This window comes from Polaromonas sp., assembly GCF_043778355.1.
Taxonomy (GTDB): Bacteria; Pseudomonadota; Gammaproteobacteria; order Burkholderiales; family Burkholderiaceae_C; genus Polaromonas.
In genome coordinates this window covers 1-19,283 of record NZ_JAYWHI010000047.1, presented here as the reverse complement: position 1 = coordinate 19,283, position 19,283 = coordinate 1, and the positions used below count along the sequence as shown (strand labels likewise).

Sequence of the window (19,283 nt, the reverse complement as noted above, 5' to 3'; positions counted from 1 at the left end):
GACGCTGATTACTATCAATTTAATAGCTGCTTCCTTCCGTCCGGCGGGGGCTGGAGGCCAAAAAAGCTTGAAATCCCGGCGCATCACAACATCGCGTCGCGCAAACGCGCGAACACCTTCCAGAAGGCCGCTTCCTGGGTGGTTGCGAAGTTGATGCGCATCAGCGTGGTCGGCGTGCGCACCGCGTGGAACAAGGCGCCCGGCGCAATCAGGTAACCCTCGTCAAGCATGCGCTGCGCCAGCGCGTCGGTGTCCACGCCGGTGTCGACCCAGCCGAACAGGCCGGCCGGTTCGGCCGCGAAGCTGCAGCCGTGCGCCAGCGCCAGCTTGACACTGCGCGCGCGCGCTGCATCGAGACGGGTGCGTATACGTTCGGCATGGCGGCGCAACTGGCCCTGGTCGATGCACCAGGCCAGCGCCTTTTCAAGCAGGGCCGGCGTGGTCAGCGTGCCCAGCAGCTTGGTGTCGAGCAGGCGCTGCACCAGGTCCGTCGGCGCAGCCATGAAACCGACACGCCAGCCCGGCGCCAGGATTTTGGCAAAACCGCTGACATAAATCGTGCGCTGCAGGCCGTCGAGCGCACACAGCCGCGTCGCGTGGTCTGGTGCCAGGTGGCTGTAGGTGTCATCCTCGACGATATGGAAGTTGTGCTGGTTGGCCAGTTGCAACACGCGGTGCGCGCTGCCGGGGCTCAGGCAGTAACCGGTCGGGTTGTGGAACACGCTGACGCTGACAAACAGTTTGGGCGCATGCGTCTCGCAATAACGCGCCATCACGTTCAGGTCCGGGCCGGAGGCAGAGCGTGGCACCGGCAGGATACGCATGCCCAGCGCGTCGAGGCGCGCAAACTCGACCGCCCAGCCCGGCTCCTCGACCATCACGCAGTCGCCGGCGCGCAGGAGGGTACGGCTGACGATGTCCAGCGCATGGGTCGCGCCCACGCTGGTGATGATTTGTTCGGGCGCCGCGTGCACATTGAGCACGCTGAGTTTTTGCGACAACGCGCGGCGCAGGCCGCTGTCGCCCATGGGTTCGCCATAACTGAGCGAAAAATCGCGCAGTGCGCTGCCGCTGGTGACCTTGCGCACCGCGGCCGGCATGAAGCTGGTGTCCAGCCATTCCGGCGGAAACACGCCCATGCCGGGTTGTGGCTTGTTGCTGACCCGGTGGAACATGCCGCGTATCAGCGCCGACGCATCCACCGGCGCCTGCCGGGTCGCCATCCAGGCCGAGGTGCTCCAGACCGGCGAGGCCGGGTCGCCGGACAGCGCGGTGGGTGGGCCCGCCGTCAAGCGGGCCGAGGCCGGTGCAGCAAACGCAGAAGACAGATCGCGCACAAAAAAACCGCGGTTCTTGCGCGCCTCAACCAGGCCCTGGGCCAGCAACTGGTCGTAGGCTGCGACCACGGTGGAGACGCTGACGCCCTGCTGCTGCGCACATTGCCGCACCGAGGGCAGGCGCGCACCGGGCGCCAACAGCCGGCTGCGGATACGTTCGGCAAAACGCGCGCTGAGCTGTTCGGTCAGCGACTGGGCGGCGGTTTTCATCAACATGGGCAGGCCTTGGGTCGTCGGTGTGCTGACAAACTGGGCAATACAGTTTCCGGTTTTGTACCTTTAACTGTACTGGTGGTGTGTTGTTTTGAACTATAAAGTCTGAAGCATGAATTGGCAAGAATTTACCGCTTTGCTGGTGTTGGCAACCGCCATGAGTTTTTCGCCGGGGCCCAACACCACGCTGTCGACCGCCCTCGCGGCCAACCACGGCCTGCGCCGCGCCATGCCTTTTGTCTGCGCGGTGCCGGTCGGCTGGGGCGTGTTGCTGAGCCTGTGCGCGCTGGGCCTGGGTGCGCTGCTGCTCGCGATCCCGGTGCTGGCGCTGGCGATCAAGTTCATCGGCGTCGCCTACCTGTTCTGGCTGGCCTCAAAAATTGCGCGCTCACGGCAACTCAGCGAAGCCGACGCCGCGCGTTTGAACGTCGGCTTCTGGCAGGGCGCTGCACTGCAGTTCGTCAACATCAAGGCCTGGATGCTGGCGCTGGCGATTGTCAGCGGCTGGATTGCCGGTCGCAGCGACCCCGGCCTGCGTTTTGCCGTGGTGCTGCCGGTGATGCTTGCTTATGCCTTTGTCAGCAACCTGGTTTATGCGCTGGCCGGCTCGCTGCTGCGAGAGTGGCTGGCCGGCCCGACCGGCACAGGCCGGCGCCTGATGTGGTTCAACTACGCCATGGCCGCCGTGCTGGTGGTCACCGCCATCTGGATGCTGTTTTTATGACATCCCAACAGATCACCAAAGGCCTGTGGCTGGGGCTGCTGGGCATTGTGATATTTGCGGTGACCCTGCCGATGACGCGGCTGGCGGTCGGCACCTCCGAGGCGCCGCAGATGTCGGGCCTGTTCATCGCCATGGGCAGGGCCGTGGTGGCCGCAGCCTTATCGGCCTTGTTTCTGCTGGCGAGCCGCGCGCCGCTGCCGCAGCGGCGCGACTGGTTGCCGCTGGCCATCACCGCCGGCGGCGTGGTCTTCGGCTTTCCGCTGTTGACCTCGATCGCGATGCGTTATGTCGAGGCCATGCATGCCAGCGTGATCGTCGGTGTGTTGCCGCTGGCCACCGCGGCGGTGGGGGCGCTGCTGCACCGCCAGCGGCCGTCGACCGGCTTCTGGCTGTGCGCCGCGCTGGGCAGCGCACTGGTGGTGGCATTTGCCGTGTTGCGGTCCGGCGCTGCTGGTCTAGCGATCCACTTTGCAGACGGCTTGCTGCTGGCGGCCATGCTGTGTGCGGCGGTCGGTTACGGCTACGGCGCGCGGCTGTCGCAACACATGCAGGCCGAACACGTGATCTGCTGGGCGCTGCTGATCTCCCTGCCGGTGACGCTGCCGCTGGCGCTGCTGAGCTGGCCGCAAACGACGATTCGCGTCAGCGCCTGGGCTGGCTTCGCCTACCTCGGTGTGTTTTCGATGTGGCTGGGCTTTTTTGCCTGGTACCGCGGCCTGGCGCTGGGCGGCACGGTGCGTGTCAGCCAGGTGCAACTGGTTCAGCCCTTTCTGTCCATGCTGTTTGCGGTGCCGCTGCTCGGTGAATCACTCGACGCGGTAACGGTCGGCTTCGGCCTGGCCGTGATTGCCACCGTGTTCATCGGCAAACAGATGCCGGTGCACACCCCCCGCCTGGACCCCGCATGAACATTGCCAACATTCCTTTCGGCACCACCGACTGGTCAGCCGTTGCGCAGACCGCCCATTCGGCGCAGGCCGGCCAGGCTTTCTGGCGCACCCAGCAGTTCGGTGATGTGCGCGTGCGCATGGTCGAGTACACGCCCGGCTATGTGGCGGACCACTGGTGCAGCAAGGGCCACATCCTGCTGTGTCTGGAGGGTGAATTGCACACGGAACTCCAGGATGGGCGCACCTTCGCGCTCAAACCCGGCATGAGTTACCAGGTGGCCGACGGCGCCGAGGCCCACCGTTCCAGTGCCCCCCAAGGCGCCCGACTCTTTATAGTGGACTGAGATGAAAGCCAGCCTTGACGACGCCCTGAAACGCCTGCCCGGTGCGCCTGCTGCTGACTACCCGGAAGGCGAGCCCTTCACCACCGTGATGGCGGGCGGCAGCATGCGGGTGGAAGTGTTTGCCCCCGGCAGCAATACCGATGGCCGGGACCGGCAGCAGCCGCACACGCAAGACGAGTTGTATTTTGTGCAGAGCGGTCAAGGTGAGATCATCATCAACGGCCAGCGTTTTGAAGCCGGCGCGGGGGATGCTTTTTTGTGGCCGCCGGTGCGGCGCACCACTTTGAAAATTTCAGCAAAAATTTTGTGACTTGGGTCGTGTTCTACGGCCCGCAAGGAGGAGAGTGAAATGCAATGGACTCTGGCCGCACGCGCCGAAAAAATGAATCCCTCGGTGATCCGCGAAATCCTCAAGGTCACCGAAAAGCCCGGCATCATCAGTTTTGCCGGTGGCCTGCCTTCGCCCAAAACCTTCCCGATCAGTGCCTTCGCCGATGCCTGCGCAAAGGTCTTGCGTGAGGACGGCCAGGCGGCGCTGCAATACGCGGCCAGCGAAGGGTACGGCCCGCTGCGCGAGATGGTCGCAGCCAGTCTGCCCTGGCAGGTGGATCCGGCGCAAGTGCTGATCACCACTGGCTCGCAGCAGGGTCTGGATTTGCTGGCCAAGATCCTGATCGACAAGGGCAGTCCCATTTTGGTCGAAACACCGACCTACCTCGGCGCGCTGCAGGCTTTCACACCGATGGAGCCGCAGGTGATCAGTGTGGCCAGCGATGACGACGGCATCGATGTGATGGACCTGGCGATGAAGGCCACCCTTCGACAAGCTCAGGGCGAACGGAAAACAGCGAGATTCCTGTATGTGCTGCCCAACTTCCAGAACCCGACCGGCCGCACCATGAGCGAAGCGCGTCGCGCCGCGCTGTCGGCCAAAACCGCCGAACTGGGCCTGCCCATCATCGAGGACAACCCTTATGGCGATTTGTGGTTCGATGCACCGCCGCCGCTGCCGCTGTCGGCACGCAACCCGGACGGCTGTCTTTATCTGGGCTCGTTTTCCAAGGTGCTGGCGCCTGGCCTGCGCCTGGGTTTCCTGGTGGCGCCGAAAGCGCTGTACCCCAAACTGCTGCAGGCCAAACAGGCAGCGGACCTGCACAGCCCCGGCTTCAACCAGCGCATGATTGCCGAGGTGATGAAGGACGGCTTCCTGGACCGTCATGTGCCGACGATTCGCGCGCTCTACAAGTCGCAACGCGACGCCATGCTGGCCGCACTTAAACGCGAGATGCCTGAAGGCGTGAGCTGGAACACCCCCGACGGCGGCATGTTTTTGTGGGCGCGCCTGCCGGCCGGCATGCGTGCGGTCGAACTGCTGCCCAAAGCCGTCGAGAAAAACGTGGCTTTTGTGCCGGGCGCTGCTTTCTATGCTGACAACGCTGATCCACGTACGCTGCGTCTGTCTTTTGTGACCGCCAGCGTGGACCAGATCAACACCGGTGTGGCGGCGCTGGCCGCGGCCATCCGTGAGAGCCAGCCTGCGGCGGGTGTCCGTATTGCTGAAACGGCGGGGGCCAAGTAGATGCTGAAAATCTGGGGGCGCATGAGCTCCATCAACGTCAAGAAGGTGGTGTGGACCGCGCAGGAACTGGCGCTGGACATCCAGCGCACCGAAGCCGGCGGCCTGTTCGGCGTGGTCAAAACGCCCGATTACATGGCGCTGAACCCGAACTCGCTGGTGCCGGTGATCGAGGACGGGGACTACGTCTTGTGGGAGTCGAATGTCATCGTGCGTTACCTGTGCGCAAAATATTCGCCTGGCGACATGTACCCCACCGATCTGCGCGAGCGTTTCGATGCCGAGCGATGGATGGACTGGCAGCAGACCACGCTTAACCCGGCCAGCCGGCCCGGCTTCTGGCAACTGGTGCGCACCCCGCCCGAGCAGCGCGACGCTGCGGCGATTGCCGAGTCGAACAGCGCCGTTGAGGCCCTGATGGCTGTACTGGATGCGCACCTGGCCCAGCGCAACTTCATGGTCGGCGAGCGTTTCACCGTGGCCGACATTCCGATTGCCTGCGAAATCCACCGCTGGTTCGGCCTGCCGCAACAGCGCCAGAGCCGGCCGCACATCGAGCGCTGGTACGACAGCATTCGCGCGCGCCAAGCCAGCATGGGTGTGCTGGACATGCAGCTCTCCTGACACTTTTATTGCCCGATTACCCATGAAAACCAGGCACTTCAAACAAGTCGACGTCTTCACCGCCCAGCCCTACTTCGGCAATCCGCTGGCGGTGGTGCTGGACGGCAGCGGCCTGGACGACGCAGCGATGCAGCGTTTTGCACAGTGGACCCACCTGTCGGAAACCACCTTTGTGTTGCCGCCCACCGAAGCCTCGGCCGACTATCAGGTGCGCATCTTCACGCCCGGCGGTGAGCTGCCATTCGCTGGCCATCCGACTCTGGGCACCTGCCACGCCTGGCTGGAAGCGGGCGGTGTGCCGAAACGCAAGGACCTTGTGGTGCAGCAATGCCAGGCCGGCCTGGTTCACATCCGCAGCGAAGGCGCGCGCCGGGCTTTCGCCGCGCCACCGGTCAAGCGTTCGGCGCCCAGCCCAGCCGTGCTGGCGCAGGTGGCGGCTGCGCTGGGCCTGAAAGCGCAACACATCATTGCGGCCCAGGTTCTCGACAACGGCCCGGTCTGGCTGGGCCTGTTGCTGGACAGTGCCGACACCGTGCTGCAACTCGAAGCGGACCATCTGGCGCTCAAAAAATATGGCCTGAAAGTGGGTGTAGCCGGCGCTCACGCTGCGCAAACAGCTCCTGTTTTAATAGCACGATCAAGCCGTGAGGCACGGGCTTTCGCTCCCAGCGAACACAGCGCACCTGCGGACACCGTCGACTTCGAAGTCCGTGCCTTTGCTGCACCCATAGGCATCAACGAAGACCCGGTCACCGGTAGCCTGAACGCCAGCCTGGCGCAGTGGCTGATGGCCGAGGGCCACGCGCCCGACAACTACAGCGTGGCGCAAGGCACTTGTCTGGGTCGCGCCGGCCGGGTTTATCTGGCGCGCGAAAGTGCGGCCGGCGCAACGCAGGCCGCATCGACAGGCTCAGGACAGGTCTGGGTCGGCGGCCAGTCGGTCACCTGCATTGATGGATCGGTGATGTTGTGATCACGGCGCAGGTCGATCATCTCGTCGTCATGGCTGCCAGCCTGGACCAGGGCGTGACCTGGTGCCAAGAAACGCTGGGCATCACGCCTGGCCCTGGCGGCGAACACCCGCTGATGGGCACCCACAACCGGCTTTTCAGCATCGCGAGTCCGGCCTTCCCGCACGCCTATTTCGAAATCATTGCTATCCAGCCCGGCGTCACGCCGACCCGTGCGCCCGGAAAACACCGCTGGTTCGACATGGACGACCCGCTTCTGCAATCACGTGTCGTCAATGAGGGGCCGCAGTTGCTGCATTTTGTTGCGAGCGTTCCGGGCGTGGTCTCCGCCGTCAAGGCACTGGCCGCGCAGGGCCTGGATCGCGGCGCCGTGGTGGCCGCCTCGCGCCAGACCACCGCTGGCCTGCTGAGCTGGCGCATCACCGTGCGCGACGACGGCCAGCGCCTGTTCTACGGCACCTTGCCGACGCTGATCCAGTGGGGCGAGGCCGGCGAAGATCCGGCGCAGGCCGCCCATCCGCTTCATGCCATGCCGGCCTCGGGCGTGACGCTGGAGGCGCTGCAGGCCAGCCATCCACGCCCGGAAAAGCTGCAGGCCGCGTATGCCGCGATCGGCCTCGCCGGTGTGGGCGTGAGCCCCGGCACGCCCAACCTGATCGCCACGCTGAACACGCCGCGTGGCCGCGTCATGCTTGAATCAAAAGGAGTCTAGATGCTCACGATGACCGAACTCACCTGGTTCGCACTTGTCGCGCTGGCGCTGGTGCTGACACCCGGCCCCAACATGATTTATTGCATCTCGCGCACCCTGTGCCAGGGCCGCGCTGTTGGCATGGTCTCGCTGGCGGGCGTAGCGCTCGGTTTTGTGGTGCACCTGCTGGGCGCGGCCTTCGGTCTGAGTGCGCTGCTGCTGGCGGTACCAGTCGCCTTCACCGCGCTCAAGGTTGCCGGCGCGCTCTACCTGCTGTACCTGGCCTGGCAGGCCGTCAAGCCCGGTGGCCTGTCGCCGTTCGAAACCCGCGCCCTGCCGCACGACCCGCCGCGCAAACTTTTTCTCATGGGTCTCATGACCAATCTGCTGAATCCCAAGGTTGCGATGTTTTACCTGTCCTTCTTCCCGCAGTTTTTGCACCCCGAACGTGGCCAGGTATTGCTGCAAAGCCTGAGCCTGGGTGCGGTGCAGATCACTGTCAGCCTGGTGATCAACACCGTGATCATCTTTTTCGCGGCCGGGCTCGCCGTCTTCCTGAACCGCAACATCACCTGGATGCGGGTGCAGCGTTATGTCATGGGCACGGTGCTGGGCCTGCTGGCGCTGCGATTGCTGACAGAAAAGAGAACGGCATGAACGCTGTGTTGAAAGAAACCCACCTCGATGCGCTGCCTTCGCTGGCAGAGATCGAAGCCGCGTCACGCGTGGTCTACCGCGAGTTCCAGGCCACGCCGCAGTACCGCTGGGGCATGTCCAGCCAGCGCCTGGGCACCGACTGCTGGATCAAACACGAGAACCACACCCCTGTCGGCGCCTTCAAGATACGCGGCGGCCTGACCTATTTCGATGCGCTCAAGCAGCGCGGCACCTTGCCGGCCGAAGTGGTCAGCGCGACGCGCGGCAACCACGGGCAAAGCATGGGCTGGGCGGCACGCGCGCATGGCGTGGACTGCACCATCGTGGTCCCGCAGGGCAACTCGCTGGAAAAAAATGCGGCGATGCGCGCACTCGGGGTCACGCTGATCGAACACGGCAACGACTTCCAGGAAAGCCGCGAACACGCGATGCGGCTGGCGGCAGAACACGGCGCCCACATGGTGCCGAGTTTCCATGCCGACCTGCTCAGCGGCGTCAGCACTTACTGGTGGGAGTTCATGCGGGCGGTGCCGCAACTCGATGTGGTGTATGTGCCGATCGGCCAGGGTTCGGGCGCCTGTGCGGCGATTGCCGCCAAACTCGCGCTAGGCCGCAGCCTGCGCATCGTCGGTGTGGTCAGCGCCCACGCCACCACCTATGCCGATTCGCTGGTTGCCGGCCGCGTGGTCGAAGCGCCGGTGACCACACAACTCGCCGACGGCATGGCCTGCCGCATTGCCGATGCGTCGGCGCTGGACATCATTGCGCCGCACATTCACCACGTCGTGAAAGTGACGGACGAGGAGGTGGCGCAAGCCATGCGCGACCTGTATGCCGACACCCACAACGTGGCCGAAGGCGCTGGCGCGGCAAGCTTTGCAGCAGCGATGCAGGAGCGCGCGCAACTTCGAGGACGGGTCGTTGGAACCACCTTGTGTGGAGGCAACGTCGATACCGCCACTGTCGCCAAGGTGCTATTGGGCGGCTAAAGCGTCGCGCCTGCGACTGGACGCTTGCGGGCTTGTCGCCACAATTTGTTCATGGGAACCCTTTACCTCGTGCGCCACGGCCAGGCCTCGTTTGGCGCCGACGACTATGACGTGCTCAGCGAGATGGGCTACCGGCAGAGTCTGCGTCTGGGCGAATACTTCAAGTACAAAGGCATCCGCTTCGAGGCGGCGTTTACCGGCACGCTTCAACGCCAGATGAAAACCTTTGCCGGTATCTGCGAGGGCATGGGCGTGGCGATGGATGCCGCGCAGCGGCCCGGGCTCAATGAATACGACAGCGAAGCGGTGATCGGCGCGATCCATCCGCACAAGCTGGAGAAGCCGACCTCGCCCGAGATGTACCGCAGTCACTTCCGTCTCCTGAAAGACGGCCTGGCGCAATGGATGGCCGGAGTCGTCAGCCCCAAAGGCATGCCCAGCTACACCGACTTCGTAGCCGGCGTCACCGGCGTGCTGGACCACATCCGCGCCAACCACAGCGGCAACGTGCTGCTCGTCTCCAGCGGCGGGCCGATCGCCACGGCGGTTGGCCATGTGCTGGGTACGGCGCCTGAGGTCACGATTGAACTGAATCTGCGCATACGCAATTGCTCGGTGACCGAGTTCGCCTTCACGCCCAAGCGCCACATGCTGGTGACCTACAACACGCTGCCGCACCTGGATGCGCCCGAACACGCAAGCTGGATCACTTATTCGTGAGTCATTTGCTATTGTTTTTATAGCTGCTTGTGAGCGCTGTCAAAGGGCTGGCAGCCAAAACACATAGCGAGCACGCTGAAAAACCGTGTTAGCGTCCAACATTGCCGCTGACGCGCCAGATCACATTGCCCACATCGTCGGCCACCAGCAGCGCACCGCGTTTGTCCATCGCCACGCCTACGGGCCGTCCATAGGCCTTGCCGTCCGGGCTGACAAAACCGGTCAACACGTCCACCGGTTTGCCAGAGGGTTTGCTGCCGGTGAAGGGCACAAACACCACCTTGTAGCCGCTCAGTGGTTTGCGGTTCCATGACCCGTGTTCGCCAACAAACACACCGCTGGCCAGTGACGCCGGCAGGCTGTTGCCTTCGGTAAACACCATGCCCAGCGGTGCCACATGGGCGCCCAGCGCGTAGTCGGGCGATACGGCTTTGGCCACCAGATCGGGGCGCGGTGGCTTGACCCGATCGTCCACATTCTGGCCGAAGTAGCTGTAAGGCCAGCCGTAAAACGCGCCGTCCTTGACCGACGTCAGGTAGTCGGGCACCAGGTCGCTGCCGATTTCGTCGCGCTCATTGACCACGGTCCAGAGCGAACCGTCAGCCGCCCAGCCCATGCCGTTGGGGTTGCGCAAGCCGGAGGCGAACAGGCGGCGTGTGTTGGTTTTGGGGTCGACCTCAAGAATCGCCGCGCGATCCACCTCGATGTCCATGCCGTTTTCACCGATGTTGCTGTTCGAGCCCACCGTGACATAAAGCTTGCTGCCGTCGCGGCTGGCGATGACATTTTTGGTCCAGTGGTGGTTGATGCCGGCCGGCAAATCCACCACCTTGACGGGCGTAGCCATGATGGCGGTCTGGCCCTCTTCATAAGGCACCTTGACCAGCGCGTCGGCGTTGGCAATGAACAGTTCCTTGCCGACCAGCGCCATGCCAAACGGCGACATCAGGCCCGACATGAATACCGTGCGGGTTTCTGCCTTGCCGTCGCCGTCGACATCGCGCAGCAAGGTGATGCGGTTGGCACTCGGCACTTGCGCGCCTGCGCGTTTCATCACCACACCCGTGATCCATCCCTTGATGCTGAAGCCGGCGTCCGGCCTGGCGGGCTTGTTGCTCTCGGCCACCAGCACGTCGCCGTTGGGCAGGGTATAGACCCAGCGCGGGTGGTCCAGGCCGGTAGCGAGCGCGGTGACCGTCATGCCCGCCATGGCTTGCGGCATCACACCGGCGGGCCAGCCTTGGGCCGGTGCAATGTTCACGGTGGGAATGAGCGACTTGACCGGCGCGGGGAGTGTCGGCGTGGCACCCATATCGGCTCCGGGCGGGAGTTTGGCGGTGTCGCCGCAGGCCGCCAGGCCCAGGGCCAGGGTGGCACACAGCGGCAACACGGCAACGCGTGAAGTGGGGAGGGAAAGCAACAGGGCTCGCATGGTCAATCCTTGTTCAGGGCGCAGAGGCACGAATTTACATTGTTGATCGCACGGGTGTCTGCGGTGTGTCAGCCGAGGCCCCCAGATTTTGTCAGGGCTGCGGGGGGGCTCAGGCCAGCGCTGTGAGTTGCTGAACCTCGTGCAACAGCCGTGCCAGCGCTTGCCCGCTGGCCTGCAACACGGCCACGCCTTTTTCGGCCGTGGCCGCCGCTGCATTGCCGGCCGCACCCGCCACATGCAGGTCCTGCGCGGCCCAGGCCAGCTTGGCGCTGCTGCCATTGCCGAGGATGGCGAAAGCCTGCGCACGGTCCCGGCTGCTGGAGTGGAAGTTCTGCGCCAGTGCCATGTCCACCTTGTGCGGGTGCAGCGCCAGCATCATCGAGGTCTCGACATCGCCGCCGTGCACGCCGAAACGCTCCTCGTCCGGCCCAAACAATTGTTTGACCTCGGCCGGCAGCGGCAGGCTGAAGGTGTTGACCATCCACACTGTCAGGCCAAACCGCGCCCGCAACTCGCGGCCGACAATGTCCAGCGTCGAGACATTGCCGCCGTGGGCATTGAGCAGCACCAGCTTCCTGATGCCGGTGCGCGCCACACACTCGCCGAGGTCCACCCAGCTCTGGATCAGTGTGGCCGCCCCCAGCGTCAGGGTGCCGGAAAAAGCAATGTGCTCGATGCTGCGACCAATCGTTTGTGTCGGCAAAAACAGCACTGGCGCGGCCTGCAAATGCGGCAGGCAGTGTGCGATCACGCCATTGACCAGATCCGTGTCCACACTGAGCGGGAGGTGCGGGCCATGCTGCTCAATGGCAGCGACCGGCAACACCGCAATGGTTGCGGCCGCGTCGATGCGGGCAAAGTCGGGGCTTTTGAGGTCAGCCCAGAAGTGGGGAAGGGCGAGCGGGGTGGGCGCGGGGTTCATGGGCGTATTTTGGGGCCATTCGGGCCAAAGAGCCCGTCAGCGTTGGATGGACGCGATGTTTGCCCCGGTGTCGGTTAAGGTGAACGAGTCCCCGCCTGCTCAACGCGACTTCAAAGCATTTCTTCCGGCGCAAAAGGACCGATCAGCTTGAGCATCAGCTTCAGGCCGGTGCTGGCATCGGGCTCGATCCGGGTGTCCGCCAGTTTGGAGCCCTGCGGTGCGCGCCAGAGCAGTTGGCCGTCTACCAGTTCGACCTTGTAAGCGCCGCGTGCCATGGCCGGCTCGATCAGCGCAATGGTTTCACCGGCGAGTTTGGGGCTGCGGATCGCCAGGGCGACCTCGGTGTTCTGCAATTGCGAGCGCAGGTCCAGGTTCATCGAGCCGATCACCAGCAGGCGCTGGTCCAGCACCACGATCTTGGAGTGCAGGCTGGCGCGCGAACCGCCGGCCGAGCCGGAGCTTCCGGTGGAGCCGAAGCTGGTCAGCGAGCCTTCCTGCTCGGCGCGCATTTCGTAAATCTCGATGCCCAGCGCCAGCAGATCCTTGCGGTAACGGGCGTAGCCGACATGGGCGGCGGGCGCGTCGTTGGAGGCCAGCGAGTTGGTGAGCACGCGGATGCGCACGCCTTTTTGCCGGATGGCGGCGAACTGGTCCATCATCCGTTGGCCGGGCACGAAGTAGGGCGAGACGATCAGCAGGTCGCCGCTGGCCTGCGACATCAGTTGAAGCAGGCCGTCGACGGTGGTGTCCTGCGCCTGTTGCACATCGTCGGCATCGGCGGCAATTTTGGATGGCTTGTCGACCAGCAGCACCGCCGGCGCCCAGGTCCAGTCCAGCAGCGCGAGGTTGGTGCTGTCGGGAAGGGGTTCGATCACGCTGACTGTGCCGTCGGGTGCGGTGGTGGTGCGCACACCTGGCGCGGTGGCGGGCGCCGCAGGCCGGGGCTGGACCGACGGGCCGTCGGGCGCCTGGGCGACGGCCGGTGGCGGCGAGGCGGCTGCAGCCTTGGGCGGCGGTTTGATCTTCTCGATTTCGTCCCGGGTCATCAGCGACTGCACGGGGTAGGCCAGCGGGTTGTTCCAGTACAGGTCGAAGCTGCGTGAGAGTTCGCGGGCAATGCGGCCGGCGGCCAGCACATCGGCGTCGACGAAGTTGGTGCCCTCGCCCTGGCCGAAATAGGTTTCACCCAGATTGCGGCCGCCGGTGATGGCCACCGCGTTGTCGGCGACAAAAATCTTGTTGTGCATGCGCCGCTGGATGCGGTCCACATCTTTAAGCGATCCCAGGATGCGGAAAAACAGCGAGCGGCGGTTACCCGGCAGCGGGTTGAACAGGCGCAACTCAATGTTGGGCTCGAAAGCGATCTTGAGCACCTGCGCGTTTTTGCCAGCGGTGTTGAAGTCGTCGAGCAGGATGCGGATACGCACGCCGCGTGCGGCGGCGGCGCGCATCGCGTCGAACATGCGCTCGGTGGTTTCGTCGGCGTGGATGGCGTAGTACTGGATATCCAGCGTTTTCTGCGCGGCGTCGATCAGCGCCATGCGGCTGGTAAACGCCAACTCGGCGCTGTTGACCAGCGCAAAACCCGAGTCATTGAGGGTGCCGGCCTTTGCGGCACGCTGCTGCACCGCATTGCCGATACGGGTTTGTTCAGGATTGGCCAGCGCCGTGGAGACCGGCCGGTCCACCTCGCTCGGCAGCGAGGCGCAGCCGCTGAGCCATGCCGCCAGCGTCAGCAGCGCGAGCCAGCGCCAGGCGGGGGAAGTCAGGCAGGCAGCTTGCGGCGCACGGAGGTTCATGAGGGGCTTTGGAGTTGCAGCCACTTTAGCGTAAGCAGCTGTTTCGGCGTGGCCCCGGTTCGACCGACACTTGCGCAAAGTCATGTAGGCGCCTGCCTCGACACGCCTGGCCTGGTTAGTCGGTGCTGGCTGAGCCTGTCGAGGCCTTCCACCAACATTGACTGAGGAAGACGTTTCGACAGGCTCAACGCGAACGGTGAAGCGGATTTGCGCCCCTTTCTCAGGCCGACAGCGCTTCCCAGCGCTGCAGCGCGTCCATCAGTTCTTCCTCGATCTTGCTGTTGCGGGCATTGAGTTCGGCCGCGCGTTTGGCGTTGCTGGTGTACAGCGTGCCGTCGAACAGTTCCTGCGCGATCGCCTTTTGCTGCGATTCGAGCTGCTGGATCAACGCCGGCAGGCCGTCGAACTCACGCTGTTCCTTGTAGCTCAGTTTCTTTTTTGATAGCGCTTCGCGCCCGTCCTTCATGGGCTGGGCGGTGTTTTTGCTTGTGTTTTTGGCTGCGACAGAACTGGCGGGGGTTTTGCCGCCGCCAGTGATTTGCGCCGCGCGTTTGGACTGCGTGAGCCAGTCCGTCACGCCGCCTTCGTATTCGCGCCAGAAGCCGGGGTTCTCCGGTGTGCCTTCGTAGGCAATGGTGCTGGTCACCACGTTGTCGAGGAAGCGCCGGTCGTGGCTGACCAGAAACACTGTGCCTTCGTAGTTCTGCAGCAGGTCTTCCAGCAGCTCCAGGGTGTCGATGTCCAGGTCGTTGGTCGGCTCGTCGAGCACCAGCACGTTGGCTGGTCGCGCGAACAGGCGGGCCAGCAGCAGGCGGTTGCGCTCGCCGCCCGACAGTGTGCGCACTGGCGAGTTGGCGCGCGCCGGTGAAAACAGAAAGTCGGTCAGGTAACTCTTGACGTGCTTTTTCTGGCCGTTGATCTCGACCCACTCGCTGCCGGGGCTGATGAAGTCTTCCAGCGTGGCGTCCAGGTCCAGGCTGTCGCGCATCTGGTCGAAGTAGGCGACCTGCAGATTCGCGCCCTGGCGGATCTTGCCGGGCGGCGTGGTCACGTCGGGTTGAAGCTCGCCCAGGATCAGCTTGAGCAGCGTGGTCTTGCCCGCGCCGTTCGGCCCCAGCAGCCCGATTTTGTCGCCGCGCAGCAGGGTGCCGCTGAATTTGTTGACGATGATTTTTTCGCTGCCCGGATGGCCGAAGCTTTTGCTGACGTCGGTCAGTTCGGCCACGATCTTGCCGCTTTTTTCACCGCTGGAGACGTCGAGGTTGACGCGGCCGACCGCATCGCGTCGTGATGCCCGGCTGTCCCGCAACACTTCGAGCCGGCCAATACGTGCCACGCTGCGGGTACGGCGCGCTTCCACACCCTTGCGGATCCAGACTTCTTCCTGCGCAAGCAGCTTGTCGGCCTTGGCATTGATGACGGCTTCCTGCGCCATCTGTTCTTCTTTTTGAATCAGGTACTGCGCAAAATTGCCGGGGTAGGTCAGCAGTTTGCCGCGGTCCAGCTCAACAATCGCCGTGGCGACCTGGTCCAGAAAGGCCCGGTCGTGGGTGATGGTGATGATGCTGCCGTTGAAATTGACCAGCAACTCCTCCAGCCAGGCGATGGAATCAAGGTCCAGGTGGTTGGTCGGCTCGTCGAGCAGCAGCACATCGGGTTTGGCGACCAGCGCCTGGGCCAGTGCCACGCGTTTTTTGGTCCCGCCAGACAGCGAGCCAACGATGGCGTCCTTGTCCAGGTGCAGGCGGTGCAGGGTTTCCTCGACGCGTTGCTCCCAGTTCCAGCCGTCCAGCGCCTCGATTTCCGACTGCAGGGCGTCCAGGTCGGTGTGTTCGTCGGCCGCCAAATATTGCTCAACAATGTGCCTGGCCCTTGCCAGTCCTGCGCTAGCAGCTATGAAAACAGTAGCGTGCGGGTCCAGACTCGGCTCCTGCGGCACGTAGGCGATGCGCAGGTTTTGCTGCAGTTGCAAGGTGCCGTCGTCGGGTTTTTCCAGCCCGGCCAGGATTTTGAGCAGCGAGGACTTGCCGGTACCGTTGCGGCCAATCAGGCCGATGCGCTGGTTGGTTTCGAGCGAAAAATCTGCGTGGTCCAGCAGGGCGACGTGCCCAAAAGCGAGTTGAGCGTCAAGAAGTGTAATTAATGCCATGTTGTCAGGGATTATCCGGGTGTGCCGTTTCGCATGCTGGTTTTCGGGCTATTGCGCGTCCGGAGTCGTCGCTATAGTTGGAGCGGAATCAGCGGCGCACCTTCCCCGACCTGCTGAGCACACCGGAAGCCTGGTTCATGGAATTACAGATCAACGGAAGACGCGTTCAGGTCGATGCCGACCCCGCCATGCCCTTGTTGTGGGTGTTGCGCGACCTGCTCAATATGACGGGTACCAAGTTTGGCTGTGGGGTGGCGGCCTGCGGTGCCTGCACCGTGCGGGTGGACGGGCTGGCGGTCCGCGCCTGTGTCACGCCAGCATCGACCTTGACCGGCAAACGCATCCAGACCATTGAAGCGTTGGGCACGCTGGACAAACCCCATGTTCTGCAGCAGGCCTGGATCGCCGAACAGGTGCCGCAGTGCGGCTACTGCCAGTCCGGCATGTTGATGGCGGCGGCGGCTTTGCTCGAAAAGACGCCCAAACCGACCGATGCCGACATTGACGCGGCCATGACCAACATTTGCCGCTGTGGCACCTACCAGCGGATCCGGGTGGCGATCAAACGTGCGGCGGGCATTCCGTCTGGCCCTGTCGTGAAGAAGCGGGCATGAAACGACGCGCCTGGCTGCTCAGCGCCGCTGGGGCGACTGGCGCGCTGGTCGTGGGTTGGGGCTTGCTGCCGCCGCGCTCGCGCACGGGCGCTGGCCGGCTCTGGCCGCCGGTTGAAGGTGAAATCGCACTCAATGGCTGGATCAAGGTTCTGACCGACGGTTCGGTGGTGCTGGCCATGCCGCGTAGCGAGATGGGCCAGGGCGTTCACACTGCCTTGCCGATGCTGGTGGCTGAGGAACTGGACCTGCCCCTGGCGCGCATACGGATAGAGCAGGCAGGTTCCGACGCGATCTATGGCAATGTTGCGATGTTGCTTGCCGGCCTGCCTTTTCACCCGCTGGAAGTCGAACAACGCCCGTTCAAAGTTGAGGCCGGCGAGTGGGTGGTGGGTAAATTGGCGCGTGAACTGGGCATCAATGCAACCGGCGGCTCCAGCAGCGTGGCGGACGCCTGGACCGTGCTGCGCACGGCGGCGGCCACAGCCCGCGCGTCCCTGCTGGGCGCGGCATCCCTGCAATGGCGCTTGCCGGTGGCCGAGTTCACAGTCAGCGACGGTGTCATTTCGCACCCCTCGGGCAAATCAGCCCACTATGGGGAACTGGCCAAATTTGCGGCTGCCACGCCGCCAGGCGAGGTCACGCTCAAAGAGCGCAAGGACTGGAAAGTCATCGGCCAAAGCGCGCCGCGCCGGGATCTACCGGCCAAAGTCGACGGAACAGCCAGGTTCGGGCTGGACGTGCGACTGCCTGGCATGTTGTATGCCGCCATCCGTCTGTGTCCGATGCTGGGCGGCGCGCCCGGTGCAATGGACATTCCCGCCGCGCTGGCCATGCCGGGTATCGAGCGTTTTGTGCGTTTACCGGCCTACGCGGGCTCAACGGCCGGTTTTGCCGTGGTCGGCAAAAGCTGGTGGCAGGCGCAGCAGGCGGCACAGGCCATGGCTGTTGACTGGCAGCAGCGGCCGGCTGGGGCGCTGGACTCGCGCCAGATCGAAGTCGAGCTGGAGACGGCGCTCCAGACGGAGGAGGGCTTTGTTTTTCATGAGCAGGGCGACACCGACCAGGCCGAAGCGGCTGCTGCCCGACGTATCGAAGCCGTGTATCGCGCGCCCTATCTGGCACATGCCACCCTTGAGCCCATGAACTGTACCGCCCAGGTCAGCGACGGCAAGGTGTTTTTATGGGTGCCGACCCAGGTGCCGCAGATGGCTGCCGCCATTGCCGCACGTGTGGCCGGCGTGCCGCTGGAGGACGTGACGGTGACCGTCACCTTGTTGGGCGGCGGCTTTGGACGCCGCCTGGAAGTGGACTACATCGCCCAGGCGGTGCGCGTGGCGATGGACTGCGGTGGCCGGCCGGTGCAACTGATCTGGTCGCGGGAGGAAGACAGCACCCACGACTTTTACCGTCCCATGCAGGTGGCGCGCTTGCGCGCGTCGCTGGATGTCGACGGCCGTGTCAACAGCCTGCGCATCAGGTCCGCCGGTGACGCCATCACCCCACGCTGGCTGGAACGAGGCGCTCCCGGCCTGGCCGGACCGATGGACACGCCCGACAAAACCACGGCCGAGGGTCTTTTTGACCTGCCCTACGGCTTTCCCAGCCAGCATATGACACATGTGGCCACGCGCAAAGGGGTGCCGGTGGGCTTCTGGCGTTCGGTCGGGCATTCACATAACGCCTTTTTCTCCGAGGGTTTTATCGATGAGTTGGCCTTTGAAACCGGTCAGGACCCCTTGAGCCTGCGGCGCCACCTGCTGAAAGATGCCCCGCGTTATCTGGCGGTGCTGAATCTGGCTGCTGACAAGGCCGGTTGGGGACGCACATTGCCCGCAGGACAGGCGCGGGGCATCGCCTTGCACGAATCGTTCGGCTCCATCGTTGCGCAGGTGGCCGAGGTGTCGCTGGCCGGCGGCCAGCCACGCGTCCACCGTGTGGTGTGCGCCATCGACTGCGGTACCGTGGTTAACCCCGACATCGTTGCCCAGCAGATGGAGAGCTCGGTGGTGTTTGCACTGACGGCTGCGCTGTACGGGCGGGTGGATATCCATGCGGGCGTGGTGCAGCAAAAGAACTTTCCCGATTCACCGATGTTGCAGCTTGCACAGGCCCCGCTGGTACAGACGTATTTGGTTGGAAGTACCCGGCCACCCGGCGGCGTCGGCGAACCCGGCGTCCCACCGCTGGCGCCTGCGGTGGCCAACGCCCTGTTCGTGCTGACGGGGAAGCGTTTGCGCGCCCTGCCATTGACCTTGTGACGTGATCGGCTAGACGCGCGGCGCAGGTCGCGCCTGTGCAGGACTTTCGGATCCTGACCGGAAGGCATAAAAAGCCGTGCTATAGTCGATGGCTCTGCTGATGAATGACCTCGTTAATGAAGTCGCTTGTCGGCAGACAAGGGCTTCGGAGAAAAAGCAGATTTTTTTGAATTTGTTTTGACTGGGATGAAAAAACCGGTATAGAATCTAAGGCTCGACTGATCACAGTCAACAACCTCAAAGCGCGTTGAAAACGCTGCAAGTCTCGAGGTAAATCGCAGGATTTCCCAAGACAGGCAAAGTAATCAGCAAGCAGGCAAAAAGTTAAATTTTTGTTGACCGGGACTAAAAAACCGGTATATAATTTGAGGCT

At 63.9% G+C, this 19,283-nt stretch carries 19 protein-coding genes and 1 pseudogene; 14 read left to right on the top strand and 6 right to left on the bottom strand.

The annotated features are described in order from the left end of the window. Positions 1-83: 83 nt before the first annotated feature. Positions 84-1,553 (bottom strand): PLP-dependent aminotransferase family protein, encoded by a 1,470-nt coding sequence (locus tag ACH2CW_RS07870; RefSeq protein WP_395056815.1) that lies wholly within the window; start codon positions 1,551-1,553, stop codon positions 84-86. A gap of 109 nt (positions 1,554-1,662) precedes the next feature. On the opposite strand from ACH2CW_RS07870, the gene ACH2CW_RS07865 reads away from it, so the two are divergent. The 12 genes and pseudogenes from ACH2CW_RS07865 (at position 1,663) to ACH2CW_RS07810 (ending at position 9,736) form a co-directional block, all read left to right on the top strand. After that, complete coding sequence (locus ACH2CW_RS07865; protein WP_395056813.1) at positions 1,663-2,274, top strand: LysE family translocator; 612 nt, start codon at positions 1,663-1,665, stop codon at positions 2,272-2,274. After that, entirely contained in the window at positions 2,271-3,182 is a 912-nt protein-coding gene (locus ACH2CW_RS07860; protein WP_395056811.1) for a DMT family transporter, read from the top strand. The genes ACH2CW_RS07865 and ACH2CW_RS07860 overlap by 4 nt, the downstream gene beginning before the upstream one ends. Continuing rightward, the gene (locus ACH2CW_RS07855; RefSeq protein WP_395056809.1) at positions 3,179-3,508 is read left to right on the top strand and encodes a DHCW motif cupin fold protein; all 330 of its coding nucleotides are present in this window, start codon (positions 3,179-3,181) and stop codon (positions 3,506-3,508) included. Before ACH2CW_RS07860 ends, ACH2CW_RS07855 begins: the two co-directional genes overlap by 4 nt. Before the next feature lies 1 nt (position 3,509). Continuing rightward, positions 3,510-3,818 (top strand): cupin domain-containing protein, encoded by a 309-nt coding sequence (locus ACH2CW_RS07850; RefSeq protein ID WP_395056807.1) that lies wholly within the window; start codon positions 3,510-3,512, stop codon positions 3,816-3,818. 39 nt (positions 3,819-3,857) lie between these two features. Further along, positions 3,858-5,087 (top strand): PLP-dependent aminotransferase family protein, encoded by a 1,230-nt coding sequence (locus tag ACH2CW_RS07845; RefSeq protein ID WP_395056805.1) that lies wholly within the window; start codon positions 3,858-3,860, stop codon positions 5,085-5,087. Next, positions 5,088-5,261 (top strand): annotated as a pseudogene (locus ACH2CW_RS07840) (glutathione S-transferase); the annotation flags it as partial. 69 nt (positions 5,262-5,330) lie between these two features. Further along, positions 5,331-5,708, top strand: a complete 378-nt coding sequence (locus ACH2CW_RS07835; RefSeq protein ID WP_395056829.1) for a glutathione binding-like protein — start codon at positions 5,331-5,333, stop codon at positions 5,706-5,708. Positions 5,709-5,730: 22 nt separating this feature from the next. Further along, complete coding sequence (locus ACH2CW_RS07830; protein ID WP_395056803.1) at positions 5,731-6,681, top strand: PhzF family phenazine biosynthesis protein; 951 nt, start codon at positions 5,731-5,733, stop codon at positions 6,679-6,681. Further along, positions 6,681-7,391 (top strand): VOC family protein, encoded by a 711-nt coding sequence (locus ACH2CW_RS07825; protein WP_395056827.1) that lies wholly within the window; start codon positions 6,681-6,683, stop codon positions 7,389-7,391. Before ACH2CW_RS07830 ends, ACH2CW_RS07825 begins: the two co-directional genes overlap by 1 nt. Next, positions 7,392-8,027 carry a LysE family translocator gene (locus ACH2CW_RS07820; RefSeq protein WP_395056801.1) on the top strand — a complete coding sequence of 212 codons (636 nt, stop codon included), beginning with the start codon at positions 7,392-7,394 and terminating at the stop codon, positions 8,025-8,027. Next, positions 8,024-9,016, top strand: a complete 993-nt coding sequence (locus ACH2CW_RS07815; RefSeq protein ID WP_395056799.1) for a threonine dehydratase — start codon at positions 8,024-8,026, stop codon at positions 9,014-9,016. Before ACH2CW_RS07820 ends, ACH2CW_RS07815 begins: the two co-directional genes overlap by 4 nt. Before the next feature lie 51 nt (positions 9,017-9,067). After that, positions 9,068-9,736 carry a histidine phosphatase family protein gene (locus ACH2CW_RS07810; protein WP_395056797.1) on the top strand — a complete coding sequence of 223 codons (669 nt, stop codon included), beginning with the start codon at positions 9,068-9,070 and terminating at the stop codon, positions 9,734-9,736. An 88-nt stretch (positions 9,737-9,824) separates the two neighbouring features. On the opposite strand, the gene ACH2CW_RS07805 is transcribed toward ACH2CW_RS07810, so the two are convergent. From ACH2CW_RS07805 to ACH2CW_RS07790, 4 genes are all read right to left on the bottom strand, one after another. After that, positions 9,825-11,168 (bottom strand): PQQ-dependent sugar dehydrogenase, encoded by a 1,344-nt coding sequence (locus tag ACH2CW_RS07805; RefSeq protein WP_395056795.1) that lies wholly within the window; start codon positions 11,166-11,168, stop codon positions 9,825-9,827. Positions 11,169-11,277: 109 nt separating this feature from the next. Next, positions 11,278-12,090: a creatininase family protein gene (locus ACH2CW_RS07800; protein WP_395056793.1), complete on the bottom strand. Its 813-nt coding sequence runs from the start codon at positions 12,088-12,090 to the stop codon at positions 11,278-11,280. 110 nt (positions 12,091-12,200) lie between these two features. After that, positions 12,201-13,889, bottom strand: coding sequence for a phospholipase D family protein (locus tag ACH2CW_RS07795; RefSeq protein WP_395056791.1), 1,689 nt, complete (start codon positions 13,887-13,889; stop codon positions 12,201-12,203). A 220-nt stretch (positions 13,890-14,109) separates the two neighbouring features. Next, positions 14,110-16,038 (bottom strand): ATP-binding cassette domain-containing protein, encoded by a 1,929-nt coding sequence (locus ACH2CW_RS07790; protein ID WP_395056789.1) that lies wholly within the window; start codon positions 16,036-16,038, stop codon positions 14,110-14,112. A gap of 137 nt (positions 16,039-16,175) precedes the next feature. On the opposite strand from ACH2CW_RS07790, the gene ACH2CW_RS07785 reads away from it, so the two are divergent. Both ACH2CW_RS07785 and ACH2CW_RS07780 read left to right on the top strand, forming a co-directional pair. After that, positions 16,176-16,652, top strand: coding sequence for a (2Fe-2S)-binding protein (locus ACH2CW_RS07785; RefSeq protein WP_395056787.1), 477 nt, complete (start codon positions 16,176-16,178; stop codon positions 16,650-16,652). Continuing rightward, on the top strand, positions 16,649-18,910 hold the full coding sequence (locus ACH2CW_RS07780; RefSeq protein ID WP_395056785.1) for a molybdopterin cofactor-binding domain-containing protein: 2,262 nt from the start codon (positions 16,649-16,651) through the stop codon (positions 18,908-18,910). Before ACH2CW_RS07785 ends, ACH2CW_RS07780 begins: the two co-directional genes overlap by 4 nt. Positions 18,911-18,989: 79 nt before the next feature. Here ACH2CW_RS07780 and ACH2CW_RS07775 read toward each other — a convergent pair. Continuing rightward, positions 18,990-19,283 (bottom strand): hypothetical protein (locus tag ACH2CW_RS07775; protein WP_395056783.1); only part of this gene is annotated, 294 nt, incomplete at its 5' end.

What these genes read in the sequence shown, in the direction of transcription:
- ACH2CW_RS07870 (WP_395056815.1), bottom strand. Translation starts at nt 1,553, where the DNA reads ATGTTGATGAAAACCGCCGCCCAGTCGCTGACCGAACAGCTCAGCGCG.
- ACH2CW_RS07865 (WP_395056813.1), top strand. Translation starts at nt 1,663, where the DNA reads ATGAATTGGCAAGAATTTACCGCTTTGCTGGTGTTGGCAACCGCCATG.
- ACH2CW_RS07860 (WP_395056811.1), top strand. Translation starts at nt 2,271, where the DNA reads ATGACATCCCAACAGATCACCAAAGGCCTGTGGCTGGGGCTGCTGGGC.
- ACH2CW_RS07855 (WP_395056809.1), top strand. Translation starts at nt 3,179, where the DNA reads ATGAACATTGCCAACATTCCTTTCGGCACCACCGACTGGTCAGCCGTT.
- ACH2CW_RS07850 (WP_395056807.1), top strand. Translation starts at nt 3,510, where the DNA reads ATGAAAGCCAGCCTTGACGACGCCCTGAAACGCCTGCCCGGTGCGCCT.
- ACH2CW_RS07845 (WP_395056805.1), top strand. Translation starts at nt 3,858, where the DNA reads ATGCAATGGACTCTGGCCGCACGCGCCGAAAAAATGAATCCCTCGGTG.
- ACH2CW_RS07835 (WP_395056829.1), top strand. Translation starts at nt 5,331, where the DNA reads ATGTACCCCACCGATCTGCGCGAGCGTTTCGATGCCGAGCGATGGATG.
- ACH2CW_RS07830 (WP_395056803.1), top strand. Translation starts at nt 5,731, where the DNA reads ATGAAAACCAGGCACTTCAAACAAGTCGACGTCTTCACCGCCCAGCCC.
- ACH2CW_RS07820 (WP_395056801.1), top strand. Translation starts at nt 7,392, where the DNA reads ATGCTCACGATGACCGAACTCACCTGGTTCGCACTTGTCGCGCTGGCG.
- ACH2CW_RS07815 (WP_395056799.1), top strand. Translation starts at nt 8,024, where the DNA reads ATGAACGCTGTGTTGAAAGAAACCCACCTCGATGCGCTGCCTTCGCTG.
- ACH2CW_RS07810 (WP_395056797.1), top strand. Translation starts at nt 9,068, where the DNA reads ATGGGAACCCTTTACCTCGTGCGCCACGGCCAGGCCTCGTTTGGCGCC.
- ACH2CW_RS07805 (WP_395056795.1), bottom strand. Translation starts at nt 11,168, where the DNA reads ATGCGAGCCCTGTTGCTTTCCCTCCCCACTTCACGCGTTGCCGTGTTG.
- ACH2CW_RS07800 (WP_395056793.1), bottom strand. Translation starts at nt 12,090, where the DNA reads ATGAACCCCGCGCCCACCCCGCTCGCCCTTCCCCACTTCTGGGCTGAC.
- ACH2CW_RS07795 (WP_395056791.1), bottom strand. Translation starts at nt 13,889, where the DNA reads ATGAACCTCCGTGCGCCGCAAGCTGCCTGCCTGACTTCCCCCGCCTGG.
- ACH2CW_RS07790 (WP_395056789.1), bottom strand. Translation starts at nt 16,038, where the DNA reads ATGGCATTAATTACACTTCTTGACGCTCAACTCGCTTTTGGGCACGTC.
- ACH2CW_RS07785 (WP_395056787.1), top strand. Translation starts at nt 16,176, where the DNA reads ATGGAATTACAGATCAACGGAAGACGCGTTCAGGTCGATGCCGACCCC.
- ACH2CW_RS07780 (WP_395056785.1), top strand. Translation starts at nt 16,649, where the DNA reads ATGAAACGACGCGCCTGGCTGCTCAGCGCCGCTGGGGCGACTGGCGCG.